Consider the following 15,875-nt stretch of genomic DNA (forward strand, 5'->3'; position numbering starts at 1 on the left):
GTCGTCTTTGGTGAGACGGTACAGATCGGCCACGGTGGTAACCAGTTCCAGATCAACCAGATTATTGATCCACTGTTCCCCCAGACCTTCAATATCCAGTGCCTTGCGGGAGCCGTAATGACGGATTGCCTCCTTGCGCTGGGCCGGGCAATAGAGACCACCACTGCAACGGGCAACGGCCTCACCCTCGATCTGGATAACATCAGAGCCACACACCGGACAATGCTCCGGACGCTCGACAGCAGCCGCGCCTTCAGGTCGGTGTTCCGGCACAACCTTGACCACCTGCGGAATTACATCGCCGGCCCGACGGACAAAAACCGTATCACCGATACGCACATCCAGCCGGCGGATTTCGTCCATGTTATGCAGGGTGGCATTGCTGACCGTAACCCCACCCACAAATACCGGCTTCAGACGAGCCACCGGAGTCACCGCACCGGTGCGGCCTCCCTGCCACTCCACGCCCTCGATAACCGTTAACTCTTCCTGGGCGGGAAACTTGTGGGCGATAGCCCAGCGTGGTGCCCGCGACACAAACCCCAGGGTATGCTGGTCTGCCAGCGAGTCCACCTTGAACACAATGCCGTCGATTTCGTAGGGAAGCTGGTCCCTTTTCTCCAGCAATGCCTGATAAGCCTCCAGACACTGGTCCGGACCCGTCGCAAGACGCATCTCGGCATTGATGCGAAATCCCCACTGACTGACCAGCGCCAGACATTCCGAGTGTCGTCCGGGCAACACCCCTTCGTCCTCAACGGCCACACTGTAGGCGCAAAGTTCCAGCGGGCGGCTGGCGGTAATTCTGGGGTTTTTCTGGCGCAAGCTGCCAGCGGCGGCGTTTCGGGGATTGACGAAGGTCTTCTCGCCCTGATCCGTCAGTCTTTTGTTCAGGGCTTCGAAACCGGCGCGAGGCATGTAGACCTCGCCACGGACCTCCACCAGATCCGGTACCTGTTGGCCCCGAAGCCGCAGCGGTACTGATTCAATGGTACGGATGTTGGCGGTGATATCTTCACCGCTATAGCCGTCGCCCCGGGTCGCGGCCTGGGTCAGCAGACCTTTTTCATAATGCAGGGACACCGCCAGACCATCGAGCTTGGGCTCGCAAACGTAGTCTACCGGGCCGGAGTGGCCCAGCCGGTCCCTTACCCGCCGGTCAAACTCCTTCAGCTCGTCTTCCGAGAATGCGTTGTCCAGGGACAACATGGGAAGACGATGCACAACTTCAGCAAAGGTATTATCGCCACTGGCTCCCACCCGCTGGCTGGGCGAATCCGGGGTAATCAGATCCGGATGGGCTGACTCCAGTGCCTGTAATTCGCGCATCAGACGATCGTACTCCGCATCCGGTATGGCTGGCTCATCCAGCACGTAGTAGCGGTAGTTATGATCGTTGAGGGCATCGCGCAGAGCGTCCAGTCTCTGGGCAACCGAGGATAGTTCGGTCATTTCTGTTACTTCCGGAGCCAGGTCAGACAGGGTCAGCGACGGGAATGACGCTTACGTTCGTATTCACGGATACGTTGACGACAGTGTTCGATGGTTTGAGCAGTCATGACACTGCGGCGCTCGTCTTTCAGCTCCCCACCCAGGTTTTTGACTACGCACTGGGCGGTTTCCAGCATGAAGTCAAAGGCCTGCATGGCATTGGAGGGCCCGGGCAGGCTCATGAAAAAGCTGATGCCCGGCGTACTCATGGTGACCATGGCGGCCGGCTTGAAGGTTCCGGGTTCCACCGCGTTGGCCACACTGAACTGCACCGGGCTGATGGTCTCCGTGGTTTCATGGCGATGGTAGATATCCAGATCACCGTATTCCAGACCACAGGCTTCAAACAGGCTCTTCAGGGCCTTGCCGGAATAGTCCCCCTGCTCTTTCGCAAGTACGTTGATCACCACCACCTCTTCCGCAATCGGGCGGTTGGCACCGGCCAGCGGCTGATCGGGTTTGCGGGCTGCGGCCTGGGCACGCCTGGCAGTGTCGTCCTCCACTTCCGAAGTAACGGTCGGCGGTTCCGGTTCCGGCCGCGGTTTGCGCCAGGACTTCGCGGGTGCTTTCGCCTCCGGTTGCCTTGCCCCGCCAGCGGCCGGGCGGGTATCGCCGGGAACGTCTTCCTCGACGTTGGTGGTGGACGCCTTGCCGTCTGAAGCAGGCTCGTCACTTACGGTGAAGGATTCAACACCGGACTCCTGAAACGGATCGTCCGCTGAGCCGAAATAATCATCGGGTTCAGCGTCGGCCCCTGTCTGGGTTGCTGGATTCGTTTCCAGAGCGTTATCGGTATCAGCCGAATCCGAAGGTCTTTGCTCAACCACCGGCCTGGTCGGTTTGCGGGCCGGCGCACCTTTGGGTTGGCGGCTGTCCGGAGAAACCTTGAAATAACCCCGCTCCTCTAGCGTATCCCGGGAAATGGAGCGGGCACCGCCGTTGGGTAACTCCGGATTGAATTCGTCATCCAGAGGTGACGACTCTATCTCATCGGCTCCCATACCGGAGGAGATGGCGATGGAATCCTTGCGGGCACGCCGCATACGCCGGATGCCATCCACGACGACAACGATGAGAATAAGGGCACCAATGGCAATCAACCATTCCCGAAGCGACATAACAACGTGGTCCTGTATATTTTCCGTTCTGGCAGCTTGCCAGAGTAGGGAGTTAGTCCAAATTCACTGAAACGGGTTTATGCTGAAAAAAGTTACTCTAAGAAAACAGCGCCCGCAATACAACGCAATACCCGGTCAGGTGGCGGTTTTTTCATTTTTCCAGTGCAGACGCCGCAGCACAGGCATCAGGCCTGCGCCAACGCTGCGGCCTCCTCCACATCAACCGATACCAGGCGGGAGCACCCGGGCTCATGCATGGTAACCCCCATCAGCTGATCCGCCATTTCCATCGCGATCTTGTTGTGGGTAATGTAAATAAACTGTAGCTGGGACGACATTTCACGGACCATATTGGCGTAACGGCCAACGTTGGCATCGTCCAGCGGTGCGTCCACCTCATCCAGCATACAGAAAGGCGCCGGGTTCAGCTGAAAGATGGAAAAAACCAGCGCGATAGCAGTCAGAGCCTTTTCACCACCGGACAACAGATGGATGGTGCTGTTCTTCTTGCCGGGTGGCCGGGCCATGATGGTCACTCCGGTTTCCAGCAGATCTTCTCCGGTCAGTTCCAGATAGGCTGTACCGCCACCAAATACCTTGGGGAACAGCGCCTGTAACCCGGCGTTCACTTTATCGAAGGTTTCCCTGAAACGCTGACGGGTTTCGCGATCAATACGACGTATGGCGCCATCAAGGGTTTCCAGTGCCTCAATCAGATCTTCATGCTGGGCATCCAGGTAATTCTTGCGTTCGCTCTGAACCTGGTATTCGTCAATGGCGGCCAGATTAATGGCGCCGAGGCGCTGGATACGACTGCCGATCTTTTCCAGTTCCTCCGCCCACGCCGCCTCTGTGGCCTCGGCGGGCAGTTGCGCCAGAACGTCGGCCAGCTTCACGTCCAGTTCTGAAAGCTGTTCGATGTGGTTGGCTGAGCGGATCTCCAGGGCCTGGGATTCCATTCGAAGGGTTTCCAGCCGGCTACGGATTTCCTGGGACCGGTGTTCGGCCTGGCTTCTGCCCTGCTCTTTCTCCCTCACCTCACGGTCGATGTCTTCCAGGGCATCGCGGGCCGCCGCCAGCTTTTCCTCTTCGGCGAGGCGCCGCTCCAGCAAGCCTTCCAGTTGCATTTCCAGATCTTCAATAGGGAACTCTGCACTCTCGCGGTTTTCCCGCAGTAGTTCGAGCCTTTCTTCCAGCCGCTCATCCTGTGTCCGGGTCCGTTCAAGGGTCTGGCGCAATCCTTGCTGCTGGCTGGTCAGGGACTGCAACTGTAATTGCAGCTGATGGGCGTGATCACGATCGCTGCGGGCCCTGTGCCGAAGCTGATCAAGCCTTTCCCGCACGGTATCCCGCTGCGCCAGCAGTCGTTCTTTCTCAAGATCAGTATCTTCGTTGGCGGCCAGGGCCTGGTCCCAGATCATCCGGGCCTCTTCCAGCTCTTCCCGCTGGATCGCCAGTTGCTCCCCGAGTTCTGCCCGGTCCTCACGGATACGCTCAAGACGCTCGTTGATCTGCTCGGATTTAGCCCGCAGGCCGCTGATCCGGGAGGTCAAAGCTGACATTTCACGTTGCAGGTCGGCCACGATGTGCTGGGAGTCCTCGCGCCGGGACTCCGCGTCCGAGGTCTGCTCCTGCACCCGCAACAGCGCCTGTCGTGCAGAATCGAGCTGTGATTCTGCCTGCTCCAGCGCCTCGGAGAGCTCGGCTACCCGCTGCTGACGTTCAATGACACCGGTGTGACTCTGATCAGCGTCCGGCATTTTCAGCCAGCCCGCCCCCAGGCGGACGCCGTCCCGGGTAACCACCGATTCGCCCGCTGCCAGCTGATCGCGCATGGCCAGGGCCTCTGCGAGGGACCCAGCGGTGCGTACGCCGGCAAGCAGCCCGGCCAGGCCTCCGGCATTGCCGACCCTGGCCAGCAAGGTGCCATCAGCGCCATGGCTGCCAGTGCCGGCCGCCGGTTCTGCCAACACCACGCCCCGAGGCGCGTCTGCCAGTGCCTCCAGCAGGTCCGGGAGTGATTCTATCCGGACGCCCTGAAGCAGGCTGCCCAGCACTTCTTCCACCGCGAATTCCCAGCCGGCTTCGGTCTGCAGGTCACGGGATACAGACGGCGCAGAGGCCAGACCAGCCTGGGCCAGCCATTGTTGCAGGGCGTTGTTGTCGGCCCCCAGTTGCTCATCCAGTAATGACTGCTGGGATTCCAGGTTGGCTCTCAGGGACTGGCTCTGCTGGCCCAGTACTGATACTTGCTGTTCCTGTTCCCGCAATTCCAGTCGCAGATCCTGAAGCCGGTCGCTGGCGTCCTCAATGGCGGCGCTGGCCTCCTCCTGCCGGAGTCTCAGTTCCGCTTCCTGTTCGGTAAGTTCGTCCAGTTCCGTTCTGTCCACCTGCTGATCAAGCAGCGATTGTTCGTCATCGAGCCGGCGGTGCCGCGCCATAAGCGTGTCGATGGACTGTTCAAGGCTGCGAATCCGGGTCTGGGCCAGCTCTGCTTCCCGTCTGGCATCGGCAGACCGGGCACTGAACGTCTCCCACTGATGCTGCCATTCGGTCATGGCCTCTTCCGCCGCCTGCAGCTGAATGGCCGACTCCTCGGCCTGGGCGGCCAGGGTTTCCTGCTCCGGCTCCAGGCTGCCCAGTTCCTCATCAAGGGCAGCGAGCCTGGCCTCGTCCTGTGCCAGCTCACGGGCAAGCTCAGTGCGACTGGCAAGGGCCTGGTCCAGTTCGGTGGCCACCTGGCGACTACGTTCGCGCTGATGTTCCAGGCTCTGCTCCACCCTGGCGATATCCGCACCCGCTTCGTAGTAGCGGGCCTGGTTACGACTGAACTGGTCGGTACGTTGCTGGTGGGCATCCCGCAACCGCTCCAGATCGGTTTCCAGGCTGACCCGGTCGGTCAGGAATTTTTCCAGCTCCAGTTCTGTGCCCTGCAGCTGCTCCCGGCGCAGGGCCAGATCCTGATCCAGAGCCTGCCACCGCAGCACCGTCAGTTCGGCCTTGTAGCTGCGCTCACTGGCCTTGAGTTCCTTGTAACGTTCGGCTGACTGGGCCTGACGCTGCAGGTGCTGGAGCTGACGGCCAAGCTCATCCCGCAGATCGGTCAGCCGTTCCAGGTTCTCACGGGTGCGACGGATGCGGTTCTCGGTCTCCCGGCGACGCTCTTTGTATTTCGAGATCCCGGCCGCCTCTTCCACGTAGACCCGCAGCTCTTCCGGTTTGGCTTCTATCAGCCGGGAGATCATGCCTTGTTCGATAATGGCGTAGCTGCGCGGTCCCAGGCCAGTGCCCAGAAACAAATCGGTAATGTCGCGGCGGCGGCATTTGGCACCGTTCAGAAAGTAATCGGACTGGCCTTCCCGGGAGACCCGACGGCGAACGGAAATTTCATTGAAGGCGGCAAACTCGCCCGGTGCCTTGCCTTCGCTGTTGTCGAACACCAGTTCAATGGATGCCTGTCCCACCGGCTTGCGGGCGCTGGAGCCGTTGAAGATGACATCGGTCATGGACTCGCCCCGCAGGTACTTGGCAGAGCTCTCACCCATCACCCAGCGGACCGCATCAATGATATTGGATTTGCCACAACCGTTGGGGCCTACCACCGCCGTCATATTGGACGGAAACGGAACCGTCGTCGGGTCGACAAAAGACTTGAAACCCGCAAGTTTGATGGACTTCAGACGCATAGGATCAACTATCTTCCTTTTCCGGTTGCCCCGGGCCCGGGCTGGGAGTCAGCACCGGAGCGTATTCCGGGGGTCTGACAACAGGCCATACAAGCGCCGAAGTTTAGCACAGCCACCGACCATGCCCACGACTTGTGGCACGTCCTCCGGAATTCAGCATTGCCGGTCACAGTCTTCCCGGTAACAGGGCGCCAGTTTTTTGCCGGTTTCCGGCCAAAACATCAATAGAAGGATCAATTAAACAGCATATCTATTTGTTTATATTACGTTTATAGATAATGGCACCGTTAATGCTTACAGAGAAGTAATTCTTGAAGAGGTTGTATACATGGCTGCCAATACCCGTACCTTCGCTACGCACCCGGAAGCGACTGAAAATCAGTTGCTGACCCTGCGTCGTGCCCGTGAACAATGGCTAGGGGCAGACGATCCGGTGAGCCGGCTGCATCGGCGGATGGCAACCACCCTGTCCCTCGAGTTACTGCTGGCCATTTTTGCAGACGAGCTCTCCCGCATTGTGCCCCATGGGCAGCTGACCTATCGTCACCGTATCGGCAACCAGGAGTTTGTCTATTCAACAGGTCTTGGTGGCAACCACCGCTGCGACTACCAGCTGACCCTTGAGGGTACCTGCTATGGCAGCCTGACGTTAACACGCCGCCGTCGTTTCGCCGAAGAAGAGCTGGAAGCCATCGAATTTCTGCTCAGCGTGCTGATCTGCCCGCTACGCAATGCCTGTCAGTACACGGCAGTGGAACAGGCAGCGCTGACCGACAGCCTGACCGGCATTCCGAACAAGCGCGCCCTGGACATGGCACTGAGCCGCGACTGCAGCATCGGTGATCGTCACGGCGATACCTGTACCCTGATTCTCTGTGATCTTGACCATTTCAAGACCATCAATGATACCCATGGCCACGTGATCGGGGATCATATTCTTCAGGAGGTAGCGGAAGCACTGCGAGCGGCAACCCGGGAAGGAGACGGGATTTTCCGGTTTGGAGGCGAGGAGTTTGCGGTGCTGTTACCCCACACCGATTTCGAATCGGCCCGTGATGTTGCCAATCGCATTCGCGACGAAATCAGCAACATCAGTGTCAGTTGTGGCCAGCAGCAGGTCCGCGTCACCTCGAGCGCAGGTGTGGCCACCCGACGTCGCGGCGAAAGGCCCCAGGAATGGGTTGCTCGCGCCGATGACGCCCTGTATCGCGCAAAAGCCGCCGGGCGCAACTGCACCCGGATTGCTCATGCGCTGGATATTGACGAAACCGTCAGCTGACCAGGTCAGCTGGAGCGAGGCCCCTTCAGGGGTGAGCGCCCTGCACCTCCGGTCTTGCCGGCATTGTCCCGACGAGCCGGTTTTGACGGCGCACCGTCTGCAACCTGCCAGCGAGCCGGCCCCTTGCCCGGTGCCTTGCGGCCAATCTGGGCCGGTTGCTTGCGGCGGCGCCGTTCCTGAGCGGCTTTTTCATCAGGGGTCTGATCCGGCGTTGCTACCGGTGTCAGCCCGACCGATTTGCTCAGGCTATCAACACCTTTCTGATCCATTTCTTCCCATTTGCCAACCGTCAGGCGACTGGGCAGGAACACCGGCCCGTAGCGTACCCGCTTCAGGCGGCTGACTCTCACGCCCTGGGATTCCCACAGTCGACGTACTTCCCGGTTGCGCCCTTCCATCAGGGTGACGTGATACCACTGGTTGATGCCGCTGCCGCCACCGGAACTGATATCCGAGAAGCTGGCCATACCATCGTCCAGTAACACACCCTCACGCAGACGCCCGATCATGGCGTCATCCACTTCCCCGAACACCCGTACCGCGTACTCCCGGTCGATCTCGCTGGAGGGATGCATGAGGCGGTTGGCCAGTTCACCGTCGGTGGTGAACAGCATCAGCCCGGTGGTGTTGATATCAAGGCGACCCACCGCAATCCAGCGCTGGTCCTTGAGTCGTGGCAACCGGTCGAAGACCGTGGGACGGCCCTCCGGATCGCTGCGGGTGGTCACCTCGCCCTCAGGCTTGTTGTAGATCAACACACGGCGGATGGTCGCTGCAGCAGAGCGACTCTCGACGGGCTTGCCATCCACTTCAATGCGGTCTTCCGCGCGCGCCCGGGTACCCGGCTCTGCCGGCTGACCGTTGACCGTCACCCGACCTTCCTGCAGCCAGGCGTCAACTTCCCGACGGGAACCCACGCCGGCGCGGGAGAGCAGTTTCTGGAGACGTTCCGGCTGTTCAACCACCGGGCGAGCCTGATTTCGTGGGCGCTGTGACGCCATTATGCTGATCCTTTTTCAGTAACTGCAAAACAACCTGAGCTCAGATTGATCACTGTATTCAGTGTAACGTCTCGTCCGGGTCATGGTTTTCATTACCCGGTTCATCTGACGTGGTGGCACCGTCCGGATGATCACCGGTGGGCGTTTCAAATTCGATTTCTGCCTGCATGGTCTTTTCTATTTCCCGGCCGATTTCATCCAGATCGCGGATGTCCGCCAGGGTCGGAAGCTCCTCCAGACTGGCCAGATTGAAGTAATCCAGAAACTGGCGGGTACTGGCGTACATGGCAGGACGGCCGGGAACGTCTTTGTGGCCAACCACGCGGACCCATTCTCGCTCCTGCAGGGTTCTGATGATATTGCTGCTTACCGTGACACCGCGAATATCTTCGATTTCGCCCCGCGTAATCGGCTGCCGGTAGGCAATCAGTGCCAGGGTTTCCAGCAGGGCCCGGGAATAGCGCTGGGGCTTTTCCTCAAACAACCGGCCAACCCAGGTGGCGTAGGCCTGACGAACCTGAAACCGGTAGCCACTGGCCACTTTGCGAAGCTCAAAACCCCGACCTTCGCAGGACTTGTCGAGCATGACCAGCACATGCTCCATAACCTGACGGGCCGGCCGCTCACCTTCATCGAACAAGTCCCGGAGCTGCTCCACAGACATCGGCCGCCCCGACGCCAGCAGGGCTGCCTCGACAATGTTGCGAATGTGAACCAACTGCTCTTCTTTCATAATTCAACCCGTAGTTCAGGGCAGCGCCCGCTTCCGTCACTCAGGAGACCGGTCAGCATCAGTTAACCGTTCTGCCACGGACATGGATCGGAGCAAACACATCCGCCTGCACAATCTCTATCAGTTGTTCCTTGATCAGCTCCAGCATCGCCAGAAAGGTGACCACAACCCCCAACCGCCCTTCTTCCCTGGTAAACAGGGATTCAAAGCTGACAAAGCTGTCACTGGGCAAAGCCGCGAGAATGGCGGACATGCGCTCACGGGTCGACAGGCGTTCCCGCTCAACATGATGGCTGGTGAACAGATCCGCCCGCTGCAACACACCTTGCAGCGCCAACAGCATTTCTCTCAGGTCTACCTGGGGATGATTGTCACCCCTGGGCAGCTCCGGCAATGCCGCTGAGGTCGTAAATGAATCCCGCTCCAGTCTTGGCAGCGTGTCCAGATCCTCTGCTGCCTGCTTGAACCGCTCATACTGTTGCAGACGACGAATCAGCTCCGCCCTGGGGTCATCCTCTTCTTCATCGTCAGTTTCCTGCCGCGGCAACAACATCCGCGACTTGATTTCGGCCAGCGTGGCGGCCATCACCAGATACTCGGCGGCCAGTTCAAAGCGCATGGCTTCAACGGCTCCGATGTACTCCATATACTGGCGGGTAATCTCGCTGACATCGATATCCAGAATGTTCATGTTCTGGCGACGGATCAGGTACAGCAACAGGTCCAGCGGACCTTCGAAGGCCTCCAGAAAGACGGCAAGGGCATCCGGCGGGATATAGAGATCGAGCGGCATCTCGGCCATGGCACGGCCGCCAATACGGGCCACCGCACCCTGGGCCGGATGGTCAGATGAGCTCTCCGTACCGGCCGTTGCCGCCACTGCGACATCGCCTTCACCGGTCACCGCTTCGGAATTTTCAGTCATCCATCCCCCCGTACACTGTAGCCGGTCAGACCGGACAATCAGCGATAGTCCAGGCCCATGGCACTGCGAATGTCATCCAGCGTCTCCCGCGCTGCGTCCCGTGCCCGCTCACAGCCCTCCTCAATGATGGCGTGTACCAGATCCGGGTTGGACTCATATTCTTTGGCACGCTCATGGATGGGGCGCTGTTCTTCAATAATCGCCTCAATCACTGGTTTTTTGCAGTCCAGGCAACCAATGCCGGCGTTGCGACAGCCATCCTGAACCCATTCCCGGGTAGCTTCATCGGAATATACCTGATGCAGTCCCCACACCGGACAGTTTTCAGGATTACCGGGATCATTGCGCCGGACCCGCTGGGGGTCGGTCTGCATGGTGCGGATTTTCTGATCCACCGAATCCGGATGCTCCCGCAGGCCGATGGTATTGCCATAGGACTTGGACATCTTCTGGCCATCCAGCCCGGGTACCCGGGCTTCGGGGGTCAGCAGGGCCTGTGGCTCCGGCAGCAGCACTTTACCGCCGCCCTCAATGAAGCCGTACAAGCGCTCGCGGTCCCCCAGTGAGATATTCTGCTGCTCCTTGAGCAGGGCCCGGGCGGTTTCCAGGGCATCAAGATCGCCCTCTTCCTGGTAACGGCGTTTCAGGGAACGGTAAATGCGGGCGTTCTTCTTGCCCATTTTAACGATGGCGGCTTCCGCCTGCTCTTCGAATCCGGGTTCCCGGCCGTACAGATGGTTAAACCGGCGCGCTATATCCCGGGTAATTTCCACGTGGGAAACCTGGTCCGCGCCCACCGGTACCTTACCCGCCCGGTACAATAGAATATCGGCACTCTGCAGGACCGGATAGCCGAGAAATCCGTAAGTTGCGAGATCTTTTTCGCGCAGTTTCTCCTGCTGATCCTTGTAGGTGGGTGCACGCTCCAGCCAGCCCAGCGGCGTAATCATCGACAGCAGGAGATTCAGTTCCGCGTGCTCGGGCACCCGGGACTGAATAAACAGGGTCGAGGAGCCGGGGTTGATACCGGCGGCCAGCCAGTCGACAGCCATTTCCCAGACATTCTCGCGAATGCTCTCGGGGTTTTCATAATGGGTGGTTAACGCGTGCCAGTCCGCTACAAAGAAAAAGCACTCGAATTCATGCTGGAGTTTGACCCAGTTTTTAAGAACACCGTGGTAATGCCCCAGATGCAACCGGCCGGTAGGTCGCATACCGGAAAGTACCCGTTGCTGGGAGTCGACAGAACTCAAAGCATGAACTCCTTGTGATTCACAAATGACCCGACATGATAAGTCTTTCCGGGCAACGATGACAGCCGCAGATGCGCGACAGGATCCCGGGGTCAGGTCAGTTTCTGGCGTCCCTGACGCAAAAAACCCCTGTTCCGCAACCGGAACAGGGGTTTTCAGCAGTGAACCCGCTATTTACCAGCCGGTCACTTCTTTCAGAGCCTTGCCGATTTCTGCCAGGCTGCGCACGGTTTTGACACCGGCATCATTCAGGGCTGCGAACTTCTCGTCCGCGGTTCCCTTGCCACCGGAGATGATAGCGCCGGCATGACCCATACGCTTTCCGGGAGGCGCTGTAACACCAGCGATGTAGGACACTACGGGCTTGGTCACATTGGCCTTGATGAAGGCTGCCGCTTCTTCTTCTGCGGTACCACCGATTTCACCGATCATGACGATCGCTTCGGTCTGTGGGTCATCCTGCAGCAATTGCAGGATATCAATGAAGTTGGAACCCGGAATCGGGTCACCACCAATGCCCACGCAGGTGGACTGACCATAACCGAAGTCTGTGGTCTGCTTGACCGCTTCGTAGGTCAGGGTACCGGAACGGGACACGATACCTACCTTGCCCGGCATGTGGATATGACCAGGCATGATGCCGATCTTGCACTCGCCCGGAGTGATCACACCCGGACAGTTGGGCCCGATCATCCGCACGCCGGCACGGTCTACATATTCCTTGGCAGAGAGCATGTCGATGGTCGGAATGCCTTCGGTAATGCACACAATCAGCTTGATACCGGCATCAGCCGCTTCAATGATCGCATCTTTACAGAACGGAGCAGGAACGTAGATTACGGTCGCTTCGGCACCGGTTTTCTCAACGGCTTCGCGCACGGTGTTGAACACCGGCAGGCCCAGATGCTCGGTGCCGCCCTTGCCGGGGCTGACGCCGCCGACCATCTTGGTGCCGTAAGCAATCGCCTGTTCGGAGTGGAACGTACCCTGGGCGCCAGTAAAGCCCTGACAGATAACCTTGGTGTCTTTGTTAATCAGGATGCTCATTACTTACCCCCTGCGGCTTTGACGACTTGCTCTGCGGCATCCGCCAGACTGCTGGCGGCGATGATGTTCAGGCCACTCTCGCGGAGTACCTTGGTGCCCAGCTCGGCGTTGTTGCCTTCCAGCCGAACAACCACCGGCACCTTGACGCCAACTTCTTTCACCGCACCGATAATGCCTTCGGCGATCATGTCACAACGGACGATACCGCCGAATATGTTGACCAGAACCGCCTGTACACTGGTGTCCGACAGGATGATCTTGAACGCTTCGGAAACGCGTTCTTTGGTCGCTCCGCCGCCAACGTCCAGGAAGTTCGCAGGACGGCCGCCGGACAACTTGATGATGTCCATGGTGCCCATGGCCAGGCCAGCGCCGTTAACCATACAGCCAATGTTGCCATCCAGGGCCACGTAGTTCAGTTCCCAGCTGGCCGCTTCCGCTTCGCGGGCGTCTTCCTGGGAAGGATCGTGGAATTCCTGGAGCTTCTTCTGGCGGTACATGGCATTGCTGTCGACCACCAGCTTGGCGTCGAGGCAGTGCAGGTCACCGGCCGGAGTGACGACCAGCGGGTTGATTTCCAGCAGGGCCAGATCGTAATCTTCGAACAGCTTGGCCAGACCCATGAAGATCTTGGTGAACTGACCGATCTGCTTGTCCTTGAGGCCAAGCTTGAACGCCAGCTCACGGGCCTGGTAAGGCTGCGCACCCACCAACGGGTCAACTTCAGCCTTGAGAATCTTCTCAGGGGTTTCCTCGGCGACTTTCTCGATCTCGACACCGCCTTCGGTGGATGCCATGAACACGATACGACGGGTGCCACGGTCAACTACCGCACCCAGATACAGTTCCTGATCGATATCCGTCAGGGACTCAACCAGAATCTTGCTGACCGGCTGGCCATTCTCGTCGGTCTGATAGGTAACCAGATTCTTGCCCAGCCAGTTCTCGGCGAAAGCACGGATCTCATCCTTGCTCTTGACCAGCTTTACACCGCCGGCCTTACCACGGCCACCAGCGTGGACCTGAGCCTTGACAACCCAGGCGTCACCGCCAATCTTGTCAGCAGCGGCTACTGCGTCTTCCGGAGTATCACAGGCATAGCCTTTGGATACGGGCAGGCCATATTCAGCGAAAAGCTGTTTGCCCTGATATTCATGCAAATTCATAGTTAAGTGTCCCGCTTCTTGATGGAGGATAACCACATACGGAAATTTGAACCCGCCGGAACTTATTGGAACCGGCAGTCCTCTCAGGGCTGCCAACTGACATTCCGATAAGCTCCATGGTGCGAATTCGATGCAGTGCGCCGGGGATCGCCTCAGCGCACCTTAACGCGGCACCGGACACAGCGTTTGCTGCTGTCGGGGCGAGGCGCCTTTGCCCCGCCCTGCCCGGGTGCTGCTACGTTATTTCTTTTTGCGACGGTTGGCTATGTGGATTGCGCCGCCGTTTACCGCCAGAGCTGCTTCGTGCACCGACTCAGACAGGGTCGGATGAGCGAAACAGGTGAGCGCCAGATCTTCTGCACTGGAGCCGAACTCCATTGCGATCACACCCTGAGCAACAATCTCTGAAGCCTGGGGACCGATCACGTGGAAGCCAAGAATCCGGTCAGTTTTCTCATCCGCAATGATTTTCACCAGGCCGGATGCCGAGTTCGCGGCCATGGCACGGCCGTTGGCGGCAAACGGGAAGGTGCCCACCTTGTAGGCGTCGCCTTCGGATTTAAGCTGTTCCTCGGTCTTGCCGACCCAGGCCACTTCCGGCGCCGTGTAAATCACATTGGGAATGCAATCGTAGTTTACCTGCGGCTTGTGGCCAGCGATACGCTCGGCAACCATAACCCCTTCTTCCGATGCCTTGTGTGCCAGCATCGGCCCACGAACCACATCGCCCACGGCCCATACGCCGGGCACATCGGTCTTGCACTGATCATCAACGAAGATAAAGCCCCGTTCGTCCAGACTGACCCCGGCGTCTGCTGCCAGCAGATTTTCGGTATTCGGGCGCCGGCCCACGGCAACAATCAGCTTGTCGAACTTGACCTGCTCCTTGTTCTTGCCGTCTTCATAGTCCACGTAGACCAGTTTGCGCTTGACCTCGGCATTGGTCATACGGGTGCCCAGCTTGATGTCCAGGCCCTGCTTCCTGAACTGCTTGAGGGCATCCTTTGCGACCTGCTGATCGACCGCCGGCAGGAAGGTGTCCATGGCCTCGAGCACGGTCACCTCAGCACCCAGACGGGCCCACACGGAACCCAGTTCGAGACCAATCACGCCGGCACCGATAACGCCCAGTCGCTTGGGTACCTCGTCAAACGCCAGGGCGCCCTCGGAATCAACGATGTAATTGCCGTCAAACGGGGCCGGCGGAATCTCGATAGGCTTGGAGCCACTGGCAAGAATGACATTCTCGGCGCTGTAAACCGTCGCCTTGCCATCCTTGTCAGTCACTTCCACCTGCTTGTTGGCCAGCAACTTGCCGTGGCCATGGATGGAGGTGACACCGTTGGTCTTGAACAGTCCGGCAATGCCGCCGGTGAGCTGTGAAACAATACCGCTCTTGCGCTCCATCATTTTGCTGACGTTGATCTTCAGATCCTTGAGCTCGATCCCCTGATCAGCATAGCCATGGTGGGCTTCCTCGTACTTGTGAGAAATTTCCAGCAGGGCCTTGGATGGAATACAGCCAATGTTCAGACAGGTGCCACCCAGCACCTGCTGTTTGCCGTCTTCGGAAGTCCAGGACTCCACACAGGCGGTCTTCAGGCCCAGCTGCGCGGCCTTGATAGCGGCCACGTAACCGCCGGGGCCGGCACCAATGACGATGACATCGTACTTATCAGACATGTTTTATCCCGTAATTCTGGCCGGAACCCCGGGCACCTTGCGATGGCCGGGGTTCCGAAGAGTGAGTGTCAGGTTCAGACGTCCAGCAGTATGCGGGCCGGGTCTTCCACCATCTCCTTGATGGCAACAAGGAACTGGACCGCCTCCTTGCCATCAATCATACGGTGATCGTAAGACAGCGCCAGATACATCATTGGCAGAATCACCACCTGGCCATTTTCGGCCATGGGACGTTCCTGGATCTTGTGCATACCAAGGATGGCAGTCTGGGGCGGATTCAGGATCGGCGTGGACATCAGCGAGCCAAACACACCACCATTGGAAATGGTGAAGGTGCCGCCGGTCATCTCGTCGATACCCAGTTTGCCATCACGGGCCTTGGCGCCGTATTCACCGATTTTCTTCTCAATATCGGCAAGGCCCAGAGCGTCGGTATCCCGTAACACCGGAACCACCAGGCCCCGGTCGCTGGACACAGCAACGCCAATGTCCT

Annotated in this window: 12 protein-coding genes; 1 reads left to right on the plus strand and 11 read right to left on the minus strand. The window is 59.0% G+C overall.

Going from position 1 to position 15,875, the window contains the following annotated elements:
* The 3 genes from ligA to smc form a co-directional block, all read right to left on the minus strand.
* Positions 1–1,452 (minus strand): NAD-dependent DNA ligase LigA (ligA, locus tag AAC035_RS08620; RefSeq protein WP_339802594.1); only part of this gene is annotated, 1,452 nt, incomplete at its 3' end.
* Positions 1,453–1,484: 32 nt separating this feature from the next.
* Positions 1,485–2,609 carry a cell division protein ZipA gene (gene zipA / locus AAC035_RS08625; protein ID WP_339802597.1) on the minus strand — a complete coding sequence of 375 codons (1,125 nt, stop codon included), beginning with the start codon at positions 2,607–2,609 and terminating at the stop codon, positions 1,485–1,487.
* A gap of 185 nt (positions 2,610–2,794) precedes the next feature.
* The gene (smc, locus tag AAC035_RS08630; protein WP_339802600.1) at positions 2,795–6,295 is read right to left on the minus strand and encodes a chromosome segregation protein SMC; all 3,501 of its coding nucleotides are present in this window, start codon (positions 6,293–6,295) and stop codon (positions 2,795–2,797) included.
* Between the two features lie 328 nt (positions 6,296–6,623).
* Here smc and AAC035_RS08635 point away from each other — a divergent pair, with 328 nt between their 5' ends.
* Positions 6,624–7,574 carry a GGDEF domain-containing protein gene (locus AAC035_RS08635; protein ID WP_339802603.1) on the plus strand — a complete coding sequence of 317 codons (951 nt, stop codon included), beginning with the start codon at positions 6,624–6,626 and terminating at the stop codon, positions 7,572–7,574.
* Positions 7,575–7,579: 5 nt separating this feature from the next.
* Here AAC035_RS08635 and rluB read toward each other — a convergent pair whose 3' ends face one another.
* The 8 genes from rluB to AAC035_RS08675 form a co-directional block, all read right to left on the minus strand.
* Entirely contained in the window at positions 7,580–8,575 is a 996-nt protein-coding gene (rluB, locus tag AAC035_RS08640) for a 23S rRNA pseudouridine(2605) synthase RluB (protein WP_339802606.1), read from the minus strand.
* A gap of 58 nt (positions 8,576–8,633) precedes the next feature.
* Positions 8,634–9,308, minus strand: coding sequence for an SMC-Scp complex subunit ScpB (gene scpB / locus AAC035_RS08645; protein ID WP_339802609.1), 675 nt, complete (start codon positions 9,306–9,308; stop codon positions 8,634–8,636).
* A gap of 58 nt (positions 9,309–9,366) precedes the next feature.
* Positions 9,367–10,110, minus strand: a complete 744-nt coding sequence (locus tag AAC035_RS08650; protein ID WP_339802627.1) for a ScpA family protein — start codon at positions 10,108–10,110, stop codon at positions 9,367–9,369.
* A gap of 161 nt (positions 10,111–10,271) precedes the next feature.
* The gene (locus AAC035_RS08655) at positions 10,272–11,486 is read right to left on the minus strand and encodes a tryptophan--tRNA ligase (protein WP_339802612.1); all 1,215 of its coding nucleotides are present in this window, start codon (positions 11,484–11,486) and stop codon (positions 10,272–10,274) included.
* Between the two features lie 174 nt (positions 11,487–11,660).
* Positions 11,661–12,533, minus strand: coding sequence for a succinate--CoA ligase subunit alpha (sucD, locus tag AAC035_RS08660; RefSeq protein WP_339802615.1), 873 nt, complete (start codon positions 12,531–12,533; stop codon positions 11,661–11,663).
* Complete coding sequence (gene sucC, locus AAC035_RS08665; protein WP_339802618.1) at positions 12,533–13,699, minus strand: ADP-forming succinate--CoA ligase subunit beta; 1,167 nt, start codon at positions 13,697–13,699, stop codon at positions 12,533–12,535. Before sucC ends, sucD begins: the two co-directional genes overlap by 1 nt.
* A 240-nt stretch (positions 13,700–13,939) precedes the next feature.
* The gene (gene lpdA, locus AAC035_RS08670; RefSeq protein ID WP_339802621.1) at positions 13,940–15,382 is read right to left on the minus strand and encodes a dihydrolipoyl dehydrogenase; all 1,443 of its coding nucleotides are present in this window, start codon (positions 15,380–15,382) and stop codon (positions 13,940–13,942) included.
* A gap of 74 nt (positions 15,383–15,456) precedes the next feature.
* Positions 15,457–15,875 (minus strand): 2-oxo acid dehydrogenase subunit E2 (locus AAC035_RS08675; RefSeq protein WP_339802624.1); only part of this gene is annotated, 419 nt, incomplete at its 5' end.

The sequence above is a fragment of the uncultured Marinobacter sp. genome (genome assembly GCF_963974375.1).
Taxonomy (GTDB): Bacteria; Pseudomonadota; Gammaproteobacteria; order Pseudomonadales; family Oleiphilaceae; genus Marinobacter.